The sequence below is a fragment of the Streptosporangium sp. NPDC023963 genome, from assembly GCF_040639135.1.
Lineage (GTDB): Bacteria > Actinomycetota > Actinomycetes > Streptosporangiales > Streptosporangiaceae > Streptosporangium.
Window position 1 is genome coordinate 127,173 of the sequence record NZ_JBEZZK010000011.1, and the last position, 15,722, is coordinate 142,894.

The 15,722-nt window shown below is 71.0% G+C and carries 13 protein-coding genes; 9 read left to right on the top strand and 4 right to left on the bottom strand.

The genetic code is table 11. The features are described from left to right. Positions 1-858: 858 nt before the first annotated feature. Entirely contained in the window at positions 859-1,302 is a 444-nt protein-coding gene (locus AB0F88_RS28990; RefSeq protein WP_362690813.1) for a hypothetical protein, read from the bottom strand. A 121-nt stretch (positions 1,303-1,423) separates the two neighbouring features. On the opposite strand from AB0F88_RS28990, the gene AB0F88_RS28995 reads away from it, so the two are divergent. Together AB0F88_RS28995 and AB0F88_RS29000 are read left to right on the top strand one after the other, a co-directional pair. Next, positions 1,424-2,485 (top strand): hypothetical protein, encoded by a 1,062-nt coding sequence (locus AB0F88_RS28995; RefSeq protein ID WP_362690816.1) that lies wholly within the window; start codon positions 1,424-1,426, stop codon positions 2,483-2,485. Between the two features lie 185 nt (positions 2,486-2,670). Next, entirely contained in the window at positions 2,671-3,483 is an 813-nt protein-coding gene (locus AB0F88_RS29000) for a hypothetical protein (RefSeq protein ID WP_362690819.1), read from the top strand. 430 nt (positions 3,484-3,913) lie between these two features. On the opposite strand, the gene AB0F88_RS29005 is transcribed toward AB0F88_RS29000, so the two are convergent. Further along, entirely contained in the window at positions 3,914-4,354 is a 441-nt protein-coding gene (locus AB0F88_RS29005) for a MerR family transcriptional regulator (protein ID WP_362690822.1), read from the bottom strand. 100 nt (positions 4,355-4,454) lie between these two features. Here AB0F88_RS29005 and AB0F88_RS29010 point away from each other — a divergent pair, with 100 nt between their 5' ends. From AB0F88_RS29010 to AB0F88_RS29040, 7 genes are all read left to right on the top strand, one after another. Then, positions 4,455-5,504 carry an aldo/keto reductase gene (locus tag AB0F88_RS29010; protein WP_362690825.1) on the top strand — a complete coding sequence of 350 codons (1,050 nt, stop codon included), beginning with the start codon at positions 4,455-4,457 and terminating at the stop codon, positions 5,502-5,504. 119 nt (positions 5,505-5,623) lie between these two features. Beyond that, entirely contained in the window at positions 5,624-6,499 is an 876-nt protein-coding gene (locus tag AB0F88_RS29015; protein ID WP_362690828.1) for an NAD(P)-dependent oxidoreductase, read from the top strand. A gap of 34 nt (positions 6,500-6,533) precedes the next feature. Beyond that, the gene (locus AB0F88_RS29020; RefSeq protein ID WP_362690831.1) at positions 6,534-7,799 is read left to right on the top strand and encodes an enolase C-terminal domain-like protein; all 1,266 of its coding nucleotides are present in this window, start codon (positions 6,534-6,536) and stop codon (positions 7,797-7,799) included. 106 nt (positions 7,800-7,905) lie between these two features. After that, on the top strand, positions 7,906-9,927 hold the full coding sequence (locus tag AB0F88_RS29025) for a substrate-binding domain-containing protein (protein WP_362690834.1): 2,022 nt from the start codon (positions 7,906-7,908) through the stop codon (positions 9,925-9,927). Between the two features lie 274 nt (positions 9,928-10,201). Then, positions 10,202-11,608 carry an extracellular solute-binding protein gene (locus tag AB0F88_RS29030; RefSeq protein ID WP_362690837.1) on the top strand — a complete coding sequence of 469 codons (1,407 nt, stop codon included), beginning with the start codon at positions 10,202-10,204 and terminating at the stop codon, positions 11,606-11,608. Next, positions 11,605-12,579, top strand: a complete 975-nt coding sequence (locus AB0F88_RS29035) for a sugar ABC transporter permease (protein ID WP_362690840.1) — start codon at positions 11,605-11,607, stop codon at positions 12,577-12,579. Before AB0F88_RS29030 ends, AB0F88_RS29035 begins: the two co-directional genes overlap by 4 nt. Beyond that, positions 12,576-13,400 (top strand): carbohydrate ABC transporter permease, encoded by an 825-nt coding sequence (locus AB0F88_RS29040; RefSeq protein WP_362690843.1) that lies wholly within the window; start codon positions 12,576-12,578, stop codon positions 13,398-13,400. The genes AB0F88_RS29035 and AB0F88_RS29040 overlap by 4 nt, the downstream gene beginning before the upstream one ends. Positions 13,401-13,409: 9 nt before the next feature. Here AB0F88_RS29040 and AB0F88_RS29045 read toward each other — a convergent pair whose 3' ends face one another. Both AB0F88_RS29045 and AB0F88_RS29050 read right to left on the bottom strand, forming a co-directional pair. Then, positions 13,410-14,351: a UbiA family prenyltransferase gene (locus AB0F88_RS29045; protein ID WP_362690846.1), complete on the bottom strand. Its 942-nt coding sequence runs from the start codon at positions 14,349-14,351 to the stop codon at positions 13,410-13,412. Next, the gene (locus AB0F88_RS29050; RefSeq protein WP_362690849.1) at positions 14,348-15,709 is read right to left on the bottom strand and encodes a cytochrome P450; all 1,362 of its coding nucleotides are present in this window, start codon (positions 15,707-15,709) and stop codon (positions 14,348-14,350) included. Before AB0F88_RS29050 ends, AB0F88_RS29045 begins: the two co-directional genes overlap by 4 nt. Positions 15,710-15,722: the final 13 nt, after the last annotated feature.

The window sequence follows — 15,722 nt, forward strand, 5'->3', positions numbered from 1 at the left end:
ACCGAAAACGCAAAGTAAGTCCGAACAAGATCGGCTACCTTCGTCCGGACCTACCTCGCAAACCGCAGCTCACGACGACGAGGCTTCGCAACCTTCACGCGGAACGGACACTCGTCGTCACCCTCGAACACCTCGATACCGAGGCGGGCCAGTGCCTCATGCGGGGTGAGGCCTCTGACATGTGTCGCGCAGAACGCATCGTCATCGAGCCAGCTGTAGACGCTCACGGCAATCCCGCTCTGTTCAGGGGCAGATCACGGGAATCCTGGCATACAGGCCCGACGGAAACCCGCGTTGGTTGCGAGCGGAGGTGTGCCGGCCCGCGACATCCGTAGTCCAGGGCGGCTACGGAGCCTTACGCGGTGCCGGTGCTGGCAACACGCGGAATGGGGCTTCAGGCTCACGCGCCGGGCGTCGTGAGCGCGCCCGAGTTGGGGGCGGACTGGGCGAGGCTGTTCAACAGCAAACTCGGCGGTGTTCCGTTTCCCGCTCCGGCCGTTTGGCGAACTGCGGCATCAGGATGAAAAGGGTTCACTGATTCACCGCTTCTCGGGCGTCCACGCCTTTTCATGGTGGTGGAACGAACCGGGAACAACGCCTAGTTCCCACTGTCCGACCGCGCTGACCGGAACACGGGAGAAACGGGCCGCAGATCGTACTGGTAGCCGGGGCATACCGTTTTTCCGATCCAGCCAGGCGATATCGTCGTTATGTGATCTTTGAGGGCGTTGACGACATCGCGTGGGGTGAGCTCACCTACGCCTACTGGGGTCACTGCGACGTGCCCGCTCTCCTGCGCTCCCTTCTCGTCGGCGACGAGGCATTCGAGGCAGCTGGTGAGCTCCTCAACGAGCTCCATCACCAGGGAGGCTTCGTCTGCACGGCCGCCCCGGCGATCCTGCCGTTCCTCGTGGAGGCGCCGGGTCGCCGCGCGTCCCGTGTCGTCCGGAGGTTCTGCAGGTCCTCGCGCGTCTGGCGGGGACGGCCGCGGTGGCCGATGCCCGCTTCGTGGCCGCCGACTGGCCCGGGGCGTGGGTGCGGGCGCGCCCCGGCCTGCTCGCCCTGCTCGGTGATCAGGACCCGGCCGTTCGGGCAGGGGCCATCTGGGCTCTCAGCAAAGACACCGAGGACCCCGGCGAGGTCGCCCGGGCGCTCGTCGCCGGGTGGCCCGACCCCGACGTCTCGGTTCGGACCGACATGCTGCTCGCCCTCGGCAGTCTCGCGAAGCGCCTCTCGGCCGCCGTCCTGCCCGAGGTCCTCGTCTTCCTCCGCGACCAGGGGGAGGGCGCTGATGCCCACCACGCGATGTATGCGACGCTCGCGTTGGCCAAGGCGCTCCCCGGCCGCCCGATCCCCACCGCCCCGATCATCGCGGGGCTCACCGCCGAGCCCGTCGCACTGCCGCACAGCAACCTCGCCTCGCGTGACCCCGACCACGCGACCGGAAATGGCCGCCCACCTGGACGGGCCCTCGGCGGACATCGCGCTATGGGGCCTGGCCTGGTCCGGCGACGACCGCGCCGTCCCCGGCCTCCTGGACCTGCTCACCCGGCGAAAGACAGGCTTCACGCTCTACGAACAGCGCACCGGGAAGCTCAGCTTCTGGCCAAATGTGCCCTCGCTCGCGGAGCTGCTGACGCCGTGCGCGCCCTGGGCGCACTCCCTGACCCCTGCGATCTCCCCGCACCTGTGCCCGGACCGCGCCGATGACCTACGGCGGTCTGTGCTGAAGACCCTCGCGCGGTGGGCCGCCACGCAGACCGCCGAGGTCGCGTCCGTCGTCCCGGAGTTGATCGCGCTCCTTGAGCGCGATGAGTGGGGTTGGGTCGCTGAGGTACTGGGCGAGATCGGCCCCCAAGCAGCGCAAGCCGCCCCCGAACTGGAACGGCTGCTCGGCACGGGTGAGCGGCGGACGCTCATCGAGATCGCCTGGGCGCATTTTCGGGTGAGCGGCGACCCCGAACCCGCCCTGCGGATCCTTGGCCCCCGCCTCGGCGAGGATGCCCATGTCTCCCGCCGCCTCGGTGACCTCGGCCCGCACGCCATCGCCCACGTTCCGGCGCTACGGCTGCTGGCCCAAGCCCTCGACCGCTGGACTGCCCACGAGGCCGCCCACGCCGGAGTCGGCTCGACCCGTTCCCAGCCACTGATACCGGTCATCGTGTCGATGGTGTTCCAGCCGATCGACAGCTCATCGAACTTCCAGTGGCAGATCTCCGCTTGGACGCCGTCGAAGTTCAAGACCACGGGGCAGTCAGCGAACCAGTCGCCGTCCTCGAGGAAACGCACGATCGCGAACCCCGTCAGACGTCGACCACCAAGCGCGGCCAGACCTGCCCCGTGTTCCTCACGGACGGCTTCAAGCCCGACAAGAAAGGTCGGCTCGAAACCAGAGATTCCCATCACGATAGGCGATTGTCCAGGTTCATCACGGAACGGGCCAGCCGATATCTACTGCCGAACCGTGGTGCCGGCCCTCCCATGACCACCCGTATCAAAATGACCGGTCACGATAAGGGGCGCCTGCCGGGCTCCTTAACGCCACTGGCTGTTTCGTTGTCACTCACCCTCCGGGATCCTCGCCAAAGGCCAACCGGCGACCGGACTCTGGCTGATCACCGTGTGGAATCGAAACACGGGCGTGATCGGCGTAGACCAAGATCTCGTCACATGAAGAAAACGCTTGCGGTGGCATTCACCACGTTGCTCGCTACCGTCATGACCGCCACCCCCGCCCAGGCCGCCCCCGCGGATCCGGTCAAGGCGCTGGCCAAGCAACTCGCACAGGGCCGGGGCGTCTCTTACACCGAACGATCCGCCGTGCGAGCCGGTAACAAATCGTTCTTCGAACGCAAGGGCCTGCTGCAGTACGGCAAGGGCGGGATCGTTGCCTCCGACATCACGGCGAGGCTCAACGTTGAGGACGAACCTCCCAAAGACTCCTTTGATACCGATGACAAAGCGGACCTTTCCTTCATGGAGGATCCCGAGCAGACCATCAGGATCGGCAGGACCTCCTACGTCCGGGGGTTCATCGTCGAAACCCTCATGCCGAAGGGCAAGGTCTGGTGGAAGCAGTCACCCGGATGGACCTCCGGCCGCTCGGCCATGCTGGGTGAGCTCATCAACGCCGCCGACCCGGGCACCCTGAAGATGATGCTCGTCAAATCCAAGCGCAGCGGCAACACCTACGCTGGAGAGATCACTCTCAAGGAGCTCATCAAGCTCTCGCCCTGGGCGCGCACCACCATATGGTGGGGCGTCAACGACAAGGCGGTCGTGCGCTGGAAGCTGGTCGTGAGCGCCTCAGGCCTGCCCCACCGGCTGACCACCTACAGCTCCTTTGACAAAAAGAAGCGTGCGGAGATCCGCTACACGGGCTGGGGGCGCGATGTCTCCATCAAAGCCCCTGCGGCCGCCACGGTGACCACGAAGCTGAAGGGAGCCGACGGCCCCTTCCTGCCCAAGGCTCCAAATCGCTGAAGGGAGGGCGGCCGCCATACTGGCCCTGCTCCCCTGGTCGCGCACGGGCGTGTTCGTGGCGAGCAGGCGGGTGGCAGCGGTGGCGGTGAAGGCCGGCGCGTGTGACGGGCCGGTCGATTCCACCTCCCAGGTGACCGCCTCGATACGGCCCTGCCGGGTCAGCTCGTTCAACACGCTCATCGGATGACGCTCACCCGACCCCACCCGGTGATCCCGGCGGCCCTGTCGTCACCGGCGCGGCCGCGGCCGGGCTGATCTGGATGCCGGCTTTCCTCAGCCACGCCCTGAGGGTGAAGGTCTCCACCTTCAGGCTCTCCGGCGGCCTGGTGGATCGTCAGCCCGCCGGGGAGCGGCGTTCGGGCGGTGTAGGTGACGCGGGCGGCAGAGCATGCGGACGCGTTCGTCGACCTGGTCGGTGCCGAAGTCGCAGTTACCGTCCCGCGTGTTCCGGCCTGTTCTCCGGTGACGGCGGTGCGACGCACTCGTGGCCGGCGGCTCCCCGGTCGAGGATGTCCTCGTACACCCCGACCTTGTGGTTGATCAGGTCCAGGCAGCGGGTGAGCTCGCCGATCTGGGCGGTCACCCGCTCCCGGTGCAGGCGCATGAGGGCGAGCCGCTCCTCCTCGTTGCCGTCGCCCTGCCTCACCATCTCCGTGTACCGGCGGATCGCGGGCAGCGGCATGCCGGAGGCGCGGAGGATGATGCAGAGGGCCAGCCACTCCACGTCGTCCTCGCCGTAGACGCGGCGTCCGCCCAGGTCACGCCGTACGGGATTGGCCAGGATGCCCTCGCGCTCGTAGAAGCGCAGCGCGTGAACGCTCAACCCCGTGCGCTCGGAGACCTGCCCGATGCTCAAATCCGTTGTGCCCATGCCGTCCAGAGTACGGATTTGATCTAGAGTCGGCTCTAGCTCCTACGATGCGGGGCGTCGCGACACCATGTCCGCAACGACCATCAAGGGAGCACGGTTCATGCGTTACAGAGTCCTCGGCGGCACCGGCATCGAGGTGAGCGTCCACTGCCTCGGGGCCATGATGTTCGGTGCCGTCGGCAACCCCGACCATGACGACTGCGTCCGCATCATCCACGCCGCCCTCGACCGGGGTGTCAACTTCGTCGACACCGCGGACATGTACTCCGCCGGAGAGTCGGAGGAGATCGTGGGGAAGGCGCTCAAGGGGCGCCGTGACGACGTCGTGCTCGCCACCAAGGTGCACTTCCGGATGGGGGAGGGCCCCAACCGCAGCGGCAACTCGCGGCGCTGGATCCTCAAGGAGGTCGAGGAGAGCCTCAGGCGCCTGGGGACCGACTGGATCGACCTCTACCAGATCCACCGCCCCGACCACTCGACCGACATCGAGGAGACGCTCTCCGTGCTGAGCGACCTCGTACGGCAGGGGAAGATCCGCGCCTTCGGCTGCTCGGCCTTCCCGGCCGAGGAGATCGTCGAGGCGCACAACGTCGCCGAGCGCCGCGGTCTCCAGCGCTTCAGGACCGAGCAGCCGCCCTACTCGCTGATCGCCAGGGGGATCGAGGCCGGGGTGCTCCCGGTCTGCGAACGTTACGGGATGGGGGTGCTGACCTGGAGCCCGCTCGCCTCGGGGTTCCTCACCGGCAAGCACAGGAAGGGGCGGCCCATCGACCTCTCCACCGGGCGCGCCTCGCTCACGCCCGCGCGTTTCGACCCCTCGATTCCCGAGAACGCCGCCAAGCTCGACGTCGTCGAGAAGCTCGTCGAGCTCGCGACGGACATCGGCTGCTCGCTCCCCGAACTCGCCGTGGCCTTCGCCGCGGCGCATCCCGGCGTCACCTCGGTGATCACCGGGCCGCGGACCATGGAGCAGCTGGAGGGGTTGCTGAAGGGTGCCTCGCTCACCCTCGACGACGCGACCCTCGACCGGATCGACGAGATCGTGCCGCCGGGGACCGACCTGTATCGCCCCGACGGAGCCTGGCGCCCGCCCTCGCTGACCGACTCCGCGCGGCGGCGGCGCCCGCTCGCGGAACGCGCCGCGGGTTAGCCCCGGACGCGCCGGGGGGCACCGCTATTGACACGGCAATGGCGGGGTAGCAAGCTGATCTCATATGTACAAATCGATTTGCGACACGGACGAGTCCATCCCGCCGCAGGTGGTGACGCATGAGTGAGGTCCCCCGGCGGGTCCTGGTGACCGGGGCCGCGGGCAGGCTGGGGCGGCTCATGCTCGACCTGCTCGCGCACCGGGGCGTGGCCGTCACCGCCCTCGACCTCCACGAACCGGGCGGGCCGGTGGCGGGCCGGGTGGTCGTCGGGGACGTGGGAGACCCGGCGACGGTGCGCGACGCGCTCGACGGCGTGGACGCCGTCGCGCACTTCGCCGCGATCCCGGCCCCGGTCCTCGGCACGCCCGAGGAGGTCTTCTGCGGCAACACCCGGGCGACCTTCGTGGTCCTGGAGGAGGCGGGCCAGGCGGGGGTGCGCCGGGCCGCCATCGCGAGCAGTTACTCCGTGCTCGGCTTCCCCTGGGCCTCGCGCCCGCTGCACCCCGCCTACCTCCCGATCGACGAGTCGCTGCCCCTGCAGGTCGAGGACCCGTACGGGCTGTCGAAGCAGGCCGACGAGGCGACCGCGGCGATGATGGCGCGCCGCTACGGCATGACGGTCGTCGCGCTGCGCTTCCCCCTGCTCGGCGGGCCGGGCGACAAGCTCGACAAGCGCGCGGAGGAGTACGCGGAGGACCCCGGCTCCGGCGCCGCCGAGCTGTGGACCTACCTCGACGGCAGGGACGCCGCCCTCGCCACCTGGCAGGCGCTCACCCGGCCGATCGAGGGCTACCGCGCGATCTTCGTGACGGCCGAGGACACCCTGGCCCCGCAGCCCACCGAGGAACTGCTCGACCGCTTCCACCCCGGAGTCGAGCGCCGGGCCCCGCTGCCGGGCAGGGCCGTCCCGATCGACCTGGGGGAGGCCCGGCGCCTGCTCGGCCTCACCGTCCGATACCCCTTCCCCGCGCCGGACGCGGCGGAGACCGCGTGACCACCCTTCCCGTACCGGACGCCGCGGAGGCCGCGTGACATCCCTTCCCATGCCCGAGACCCAGGCCCCCTGGCCCGCCAGGGACGCCCTCCGCGTCACGGGGGTGCGGCCGATCGTCACCGCCCCCGAGGGCGTGCCCCTCGTGGTGGTCCGGGTCGACACCAGCGACCCCGGCCTGTACGGCCTGGGCTGCGCGACTTTCACCCAGCGCTTCCACGCCGTGGCCGCCGCGGTGGAGCACCACGTCGGTCCCCTCCTGATCGGCCGCCACCCCGCCGACATCGAGGACATCACCCGGATGGTGCACTTCTCCTCCTACTGGAGGGGCGGCCCGGTCCTGAACAGCGCCCTGTCGGGGGTGGACCAGGCGCTCTGGGACATCGCGGGCAAGCGCGCGGGCATGCCCGTGTACGAGCTCCTCGGCGGCCGGGTGCGCGCCGCGGCCGACACCTACCTGCACGCGGGCGCGGCCACCGTGGAGGAGACGATCGAGGAGGCCCAGGCGATCCTGGCGTCCGGGTACCGCCACGTGCGGCTCCAGACGGGCGCTCCCGGGCTCGGCCACTACGGCTCGCCGGGCTCGCCGGGAGGTTACCCCGGCTCCCCGTACCCCGACGGGTGGGACGTGCAGCGCTACCTGCGCGACACCCCGAAGCTGTTCGAGCGCGCCCGCCGGGAACTGGGGGAGGAGCCGGGCCTGATGCACGACGTGCACTCCCGGCTCACTCCCAAGCAGGCGATCGCCCTCGCGCGGGCGCTCGAACCGTACCGGCTCTTCTTCCTGGAGGATCCGATAGCGCCGGAGTTCTACGACCGCCTGCCGGAGGTCCGCGAGGCGGCCCCGATGCCCATCGCGGCGGGCGAGCAGCTCAGCTCCGTCGCCGACGCGGCCAGGATCGTCCGCGAGGGCGGCGTGGACCTGCTGCGGCTGCACGTCTCGTCGGTGGGCGGGCTCACCCCCGCGCGCAAGCTGGTCGCGCTCTGCGAGCTGGCCGGCGTGGGCACCGCCTGGCACTCGCCCGCGGACGTCTCGCCGGTGGGCGCCGCCGCCAACGTGGCGCTCGACGTGACCACCCCCGCCTTCCAGATCCAGGAGGGGCACCTCTATCCCGAGGCCGTCCACGAGGTCTTCCCCGGCACGATCGGCCCCGTCAACGGATACCTCTACCCGAACGACGCGCCCGGCTGGGGGATCGACCTGGACGAGGCGCTGGCGGCGAAGTATCCGCCGCTGGAGCACCTCCACGAGCGCTGGTCGGCCCGGGTGCGCCGGCCTGACGGCGGCATCGAGCCGCCCTGAGAAACTTATAGTGGGTGTAAGGAGTGTGTCGATGTAAGATCTGCCCATGGTCCCGGCACCCTCCGAGGAGCGACCCCCCACGCGGCGTGAGCGGAGGAAAGGGGAGATGCGGCGTGCCATCGCGGGCACGGCACGCCGCCTGTTCGCCGAGCGCGGCTTCGAGACCGTGACGGTGGCCGAGATAGCGGCGGTGGCCGACGTCTCGACCAAGACGGTCTTCAACCACTTCCCGGTCAAGGAGCAGATCTTCTTCGAGGCGGATCCGCTCGGGTGGCCCGCTCCCGAGCTGGCCCTGCGGGAGCGGGCGGCGGGGGAGCGGCCCGTCGACGCGATCCGCCGCGTCATGGCCCGGCCCCCGGCCGACGCGGGAAAGGGCACGGACGACACCGGCGACGCAGCCGACGCAGCCGACGCAGCCGACGCCGGGACGGTCGCCGTCCACGCGCGGATCTACCGGGACAGCCCGGCGCTGCGGTCGTACTCCCGGGAGATGTTCGCGGGACAGGAGCACGCGCTGCGCGAGGCGATCGAGTCCGGCGTGGGGGCGGACGGCCCGGGCGCGGGAGGCCCCGGCGCGCACGGAGGGCTCGGGGCCGGGGTGGTGGCCGCGCTCGTCCTGGCCGCCGTCCGCGAGGTCTGGGAGTCCACTCTGCTCAGGATCGCCGCCGGTGCCGCCTTCGAGGACGCCGCGGACCTCGGGCGCCGCGAGCTGGACGCGGCACTCGACCTCCTCTCCCGTGATCCGTCCGACCGTGATCCGTCCGGTCGTGACCCGTCCGACCGTGATCCGCTCGACCTGGACCCGCCGGACCGGGGCCTGCCGGACCACGGTCCTCGAAACCGGAACCTGCCGGACCGGGACCCGCGGGACCTCGCGCGTGGCGGTTCGCGGAAGGCCCCGCCCGCCGGGGCGGCGCGGCTCCCGGCGGACGAGCCCGCGCGGGGAGCGCGGCAGGCACGGGAGGCGCGGGAAGGTCAGGGGGCGAGGGAGCGCGCTCGGGCCGGAAGCGAGGAGGCCGGGGGCGGGAAGGCCGGAAGCGAGGAGGCCGGGGGCGGGAAGGCCGGAAGCGGGAAGGCCGGGGGCGGGGAGGCCGGCGCCGCGGGCCTGGACGTCCGCGGGCCGGTCCGCGCCGACCGTCCCAGCATCACCAGGGTGGCGCAGCTCGCGGGGGTGAGCGCGACCACGGTGTCGCACGCGCTGAACGGGCGCCGCCCGGTGGCCGACGAGACGCGGCGGCGCGTGCTGGCCGCGATCGACCAGCTGGGATACCGGCCCAACGTCCTCGCCCGCGGGCTGCGCACGAGCAGGAGCCAGACGATCGGGCTGATCATCCCGGACATCACCAACCCCTTCTACCCGGCGCTGGCGCGCGGGCTCCAGGACGTGCTGGGACCGGCGGGCTACGACGAGATCATCAGCAACACCGACGGCGACCGGGAGCTGGAGCGCGCGGCCATCGACCAGATGATCGCCCGGCAGGTGGACGGCCTCGCCTTCGCGGTCTTCCACACGCACGCCGAGGACCTGCTGCCCGTCATCGGGGCGGGCATCCCCGTCGTGCGGCTCGGGGGCCGCCTGGTCCAGGCCGGTGTCGACGTCGTGCACAGCGACGACGAGGGCGGGGCCGCCGAGGCCACCCGCTACCTGCTGGAACGCGGCTACCGCAGGATCGGCTTCGTCTGCGGTCCGCACGCGGAGGGACCCGCGGCCGAGCGCGTCGCGGGCTACCGTTCCGCGCTGCTGGCTGCCGGCGCGGACGCCGACCCCCGGCTCGTGGCGCACACGCACTTCAGCCGGGCGGGCGGGTCCTCGGGCACCGCCCGCCTGCTCGACCTGCCCGAACCTCCGGACGCCGTGCTGTGCGCCAACGACATCATGGCCATCGGCGCGCTCGACACGGCCGAGGAGCGGGGGCTGCGCGTTCCCGCGGACCTGGCCGTCATGGGGTTCGACGACATCGAGGCGGCGAGCCTCGTCTCGCCGGGACTGACCACCATGGCCAACCCGGCCAGGGAGATCGGCCAGGCGTGTGCCCGCCGCCTGCTGGAACGGCTGAGGGGCGGGACGGCGCAATCCTCCGCCGAGACGGTCATCCCGGCCCGGCTGGTCCGCCGCCGGTCGGCGTGACCCTTGACACTCGCTGTGTTGCGTGTAAGTTTCGGAACCAATCTTAACGATTTGCGCGGATGTCGTTCCGTGATCCGGATCCCCCCGGGGCACGGACGAGAGCCCGGACTCATCCTCCGCGACCCCCCGAGGAAGTGACGATGCCGATGCCAACCGGCCCACACCGATCACCTGACCGCGCCCGCCGGGTGCCGGAGCCCGCCAGACGCGGGAGCACCGGACCGTCATGTGCGGACCGTGCCGCACGCACCGCAGTAGTGGGGAAGGAAGCGACATGAAGGCAGGCAAGCGGGTTCTCGCCGCCGGTCTGGCGCTCGCGGTGGGTCTCACCGCGGCCGCCTGCGCGGGCGGGGGGCAGGGCGGTGGCCAGAGCGGTGATCAGGGTGGCGGGCAGGCGGCCGCCGGCCGGACGCTGAAGATGTGGACGTTCAAGCGGACCCACGCCGACGCCCTGACCAAGGCCGCCGAGCAGTTCAAGAGCGAGACGGGCATCGCCGTCACCATCGAGGCGATCACCCCCGACGACGTGTTCGTCAGCAAGGTGCAGAGCTCCGCGCAGACCGGCGACCTGCCGGACGTGCTGGAGATGCACGCGGGCGGAGAGGACCTCGAGATGGGCTCCTCGGGGCTCCTGGCCGACCTGACCGCCGACGTCTCCGACGCCTGGAAGCAGCGGCTGCTGCCGACCACCCGCGAGGCCGGGCTGATGACCCAGAAGAGGATCGACCTCGCGGCCAACGACTCGCCGTTCAAGCAGGTCAAGGCGAACACCCTGTTCAGCGTGCCGTTCACGGCCGGCGCGTTCGGCATCGTCTACGCGAACAAGGAGAAGCTGAAGGCCGCCGGGCTCGACCCCGACACGCCGCCGAAGACGTGGGAGGACTTCCTGGCCGCGCTCAAGGCGACCACGGACGAGGACCCCAAGCAGGGCGGGCTCTCCCTCGGCCTGAAGGTCACCCAGACCGGCTTCAACTGGGCCTACCAGCCGCTGGCCCACTCCTACCTGGGCAAGGAGAGGTTCCACGCGCTGTTCGCCAAGGGCACCACGCAGGGCTTCGGCTCGCCCGACGGGGTCAAGACGCTGGAGCTGTACGGCAAGCTCACCCCGTACTGGATGCCCGGGACGACGTCGCTCGGCATCGACGAGGCGGACATCGCCTTCGCGCAGGGCAAGTCCGCCTTCAACATCGGCGGCACCTTCACCCTGGCGTTCCTCGCGCAGAACGGGATGACCCCCGACAAGGTGCTCGCCTTCCCGATCCCGCCGTCCTCGGAAGGGCTCAACAAGGAGATCGTGATGGCGCCCCTGGCGCTGACCTCCCTCGGCGTCACCGCCACCAGCAAGAACCGGGAGGCGGCGGTCAAGTGGCTGGACTTCGTGACCTCGCCCAAGGGCGCGGGCATCGTCGCCAAGACCTCGCTCGACCTGCCGGCGACCGACCTCGGCACGGAGGCCGAGACCCTGCTCGGTCCCGACCTCGCGTCGCTGCAGAAGTACTTCACCGGCGCCCCGGAGGCCACCTACGAGGCCGGTGACACCACCTTCTTCCCCTCCGACTACGACCAGGTCAAGCCCGGGAACCTGATGGTCAGGCTGACGCCGCTCAAGGAGGTCACCCCGCAGCAGGCCGGGCCGGAGATGGACAAGATCATGGGCTCCATGTGGAAGTCCACGAAGTGAGCACCCTCACCACCGAGGATCGCGCGGGGCGGCTCCCTGAGGAGGCGCCCCGCCGTGACCGCGGCCGGAGCCGGAGCCGGTGGGGGCGGTGGCTGACCGGGTGGGCCTTCGTCCTGCCCGCGGTGGCGCTGTTCCTGCTGATGGGCGTCTACACCATCGGCACCGGCTTCGCGCTGAGCTTCGCCAAGTGGAACGGGTTCACCCCCGAGTGGAAGTGGACCGGCTTCCAGAACTACCTCGACCTGCTGTACGCCGACCCGGCGCTCGCCCCCGAGCTGCGCCGGGCGGCCTGGAACACCTTCCAGGTCATGGTGGCCGTCCCTGCGCTCACGGTGGCCATCTCGCTCCCGCTCGCGGTCGCGCTGAACTCCGTCAAGCGGCTGCGCGGGGTGCTCCGCTCGGTGTACTTCCTGCCCTACGTCACCACCGGCATCGCGGTCTACTACGCCTGGCGCTACGTGCTGGAGCCCGACGGGGCGATCAACGTGCTCCTGCGGTCGGTCGGCCTGGGCAGCCTGTCGCAGCCGCAGGGCTTCCTCGGCAACCCGGACACTGCGCTCCCCACGCTGATCCTGATCCTGGTCTGGTCGAGCGTTCCCGTCGCCACCCTGCTCTACCTCAGCGGCCTGCAGGCCATCGACCCCAACGTGATCGAGGCCGCCCACATCGACGGGGCCGCGCCGCGCCAGGTGATGCGCCGCATCGTCTGGCCGCTGCTGACGCCCCTCACCGCGGCCATCGTGCTGCTCGGCGTGCGGGACGCGCTGCACGGCTTCCAGATCTTCCTGATCATGACGAACGGCGGGCCCGGCGGGCACACCGACGTGCTCGGCCTGCAGGTCTACCGGCTCTCGTTCATGAAGGGCCTCGCCCAGACCCTGGGGATGGCCAGCGCGCTGGGCTGGCTGCTCTTCGCCGGTGCCCTGCTGCTCACCCTGGTCAACGCGCGCCTGCTCAGGAGGATCCGATGATCGGGTCACGCATCGTGAGGACCGTCGCCCGCACCGCCCTGGCGGCGTACGCGCTCATCAGCCTGTACCCGTTCCTGTGGATGCTGTCCGGCGCCTTCAAGACCAGGGAGGAGATCCTGCGGGGCGGCAACCTCATCCCGGCCAATCCCACCCTGGACACCCTGGTGGCCACGTGGAGCCGCCTGCGCTTCTTCGACTACTTCCTCAACAGCCTCCAGGTCACCGCGATGACCGTCGCCGGGGTGCTGGTGGTCTACAGCCTCGCCTCGTACGCCTTCGCGGTGCTGGACTTCCCCGGCAGGAAGGTGCTCTTCTGGTTCTTCGTCTCGCTGCTGTTCGTGCCGGGCATCACGGTGCTGCTCCCCGTGGTGATCCTGGAGAAGAACCTCGGCATCCTGGGCTCGCACCTGGGCCTGGTCCTGCCGTTCGTCAACGGCACCGCCCCGCTGACGGTGCTGCTGCTCACCAACGGTTTCAGCGGGATCCCCCGGGAACTGCGCGAGGCCGCCCGCGCGGACGGGGCGCGGGAGTTCCGGATCTTCTGGTCGGTCTACCTGCCGCTCGCCCGGCCCACCCTCATCACGGTCGCCGTGCTGACCGCGGTGCCGACCTGGAACGAGTACGTCCTCACGCGGGTGTCCCTCAACGACCCCTCCCTCTACACCCTGCCGCTCGGCCTGGAGAGCCTGCTGTCGGGCGACGTGCCGCACTACAACGAGGTCATGGCCGCGTCGCTGATCATCGTCATCCCGGTCATCGCGCTCTTCCTCCTTCTGCAGCGCTACTTCGTCAACGGGCTCGTGGGCGCGGTCAAGGGGTGAGGGAGGGTCTCATCGGGCGACGACGAGGATGACGGGGATCACCACCAGCAGCAGGTCGGCCGCGAGGACCAGCGACAGGCTGCGCCTTCGCATCGACGTCTCGTTGGGGAGGTTCTCGTCGGAGATGCCGCGCAGCAGACCCAGCTTGTCGACGAGGAAGGCGCCGCAGGCGGCGACGCCCAGCAGCGCCCAGGCGGGGCCGTAGAGCCACAGCAGCCCCCAGCCGATCAGCGCCAGCGCCGTCGCCGTGCCCGCGCAGGCCACCAGCAGCGCGACGCGGGCACCGTGCCGCACGGCCGGCGGGCGGTCGCCCGCGAGGGCGTCCCCGGTCTTGTCGGGGATCGACCACCACAGCGAGCGCCCGAAGAGCAGCACCGCCAGCCCGGCGAACACCAGCCAGACCGGCACCGGGATGTCCGGGCGGATCGCCGAGTACGTCGACACGCAGGGCAGCAGGGCGAAGGTCAGGCCGAAGTAGGCCGGGTTGGCGTAGCCCCTGCTCTTCAACCGGACGGGTTCGAGGTTGTAGAGCAGGTGCAGGACGATCGCCAGTGCCACGCCGATCACCACGGCGGGGCGGGCGAGCCACACCGAGACCGCGGCCGACAGCCCCAGCGCGAGGGCCATCTCCGCGGCGGCCCACCGGAAGGCGGCGCGCGGGCCGAGCAGCCGCGTCGCGTCGGCGATGCCGCCCTTGCCCTCCGTGCTGGTGTCCGCGCGGACGTCCAGCGCCGCGTTCAGCGGGTTCTGCGAGATGATGCCGAGCAGGTTGGCCACAAGCGTGACCAGCACCGGAACGGCGAGCAGCTGCCCGGGGGAGGTCATCGCGAAGCAGGCGCCCCACAGCACGTGGCAGGCGTACACGGCGGGGAAGGGATATTCGAGCCGGTGGATGCGGAGCGCCGCCCGCCCCCGGGTCATCGGCCGGGCCTGCGTGGTCGTCCCGGTCATGTCCGCACCTCGCCCTCACCGGACGGTGGTGCGGGGGGCCGTCCCGCCCGCATCGGGCAGCCGCCGACCGCCATCCTGAGCGGTCCCGGCCCCATGGCGGGCCCGCGCAGGTGCGGCACGGCGGCTTCGGGGTTGAGGCAGCGCAGGTCGTGCCGGCGCAGCACCGCCGCGACGACCATCCGCATCTCCAGCATGGCCAGGTTCGCGCCGAGGCAGCGGCGGGTCCCGCCGCCGAAGGGAAGGTACTCCTGGGCGTGCCGGGGAGCGCCCAGGAACCGGCCGGGGTCGAAGCGTCCCGGATCCGGGTAGATCTCGGGGCTGCGGTGAGCGAGGGCGATGCACGGCGTGAGGCGGGTGCCCGCGGGCTCGGGCCGGTCGAGCAGCCGCCAGTCCGAGGTGAGCATCCGGTTGCCGGCGACCGTGGCGGGAGGGGAGATCCGCAGCGCCTCCTGGCACACCGCGTTCAGCAGGGGCACGGCCTCGGTGGTGGAGCCGTCGTCGGTCGTCGCCTCCAGCTCCGCCAGCACGTCGTGGCGGACGCGCTCGTCGCGGTGCAGCCAGAACAGGGTCCAGGCGATCGCGGACGCGGTCGTCTCGTGGCCCGCGAACAGCAGGGAGATCAGCTGGTCGGAGAGTTCCTCGTCGCCCATCGGGCCGAGGGGTTCCTCCCCCGAGGTCAGCAGGCCGGCGATCGTCGGCGGTCCGCCGGCCCTCCCGGCGGCCTTCCCGCCGGGCTCCCGGGGCTTTGGGGACTCCTCGGGCCGCGAGGCCCGCAGGAGGTCGCGGACGATCTCGGCCCTGTCCCGCCGGAAGGTCCGCCACGGCGAGGGCAGGGGGCCGAGGCCGCGCAGGTGCCGGTAGGCCAGGGTGCGGGCCCGTGATCCGAGCGCGTACTCCACCCACTTCGTGAACGGGCCGAGCGTCTCGTCCTCGGCGTGGCCGAGGACGATCCTGCCGATGATCCGGAGGGTCAGCGCGCGGGTCCACTCGGGCAGGGAGAACGTCGTGCCCGGGGTCAGCGAGCCGAGGGCGGCGTCGGTCGCCTCGGTGATGACGCCACGGTAGGCGGCCAGCCGGCGCCCGCGCAGCGCCGGGCCGACCACCTTGCGGTACGCCGCGTGCCGCTGCCCGTTGGCGAACAGCATGGAGTGCTCCCCGACCAGCGGTCCCAGCGTGTCGCTGCCCTCCAGGACCATTCGCTGCTCGGAGCGGAAGATCTCCCCGACCGCCTCCGGGTTCCACACCAGCAGCTGCCGGTCCGGCGCCGGGCTGAGCTCGACCATGCCGGTGCGGTCCGCGGCGTGGGCGTCCAGGAACGATCGGGTGCGCAGGGCGAAACGGTACTTGTTCAGGCTCACGGCGCCACCTCCG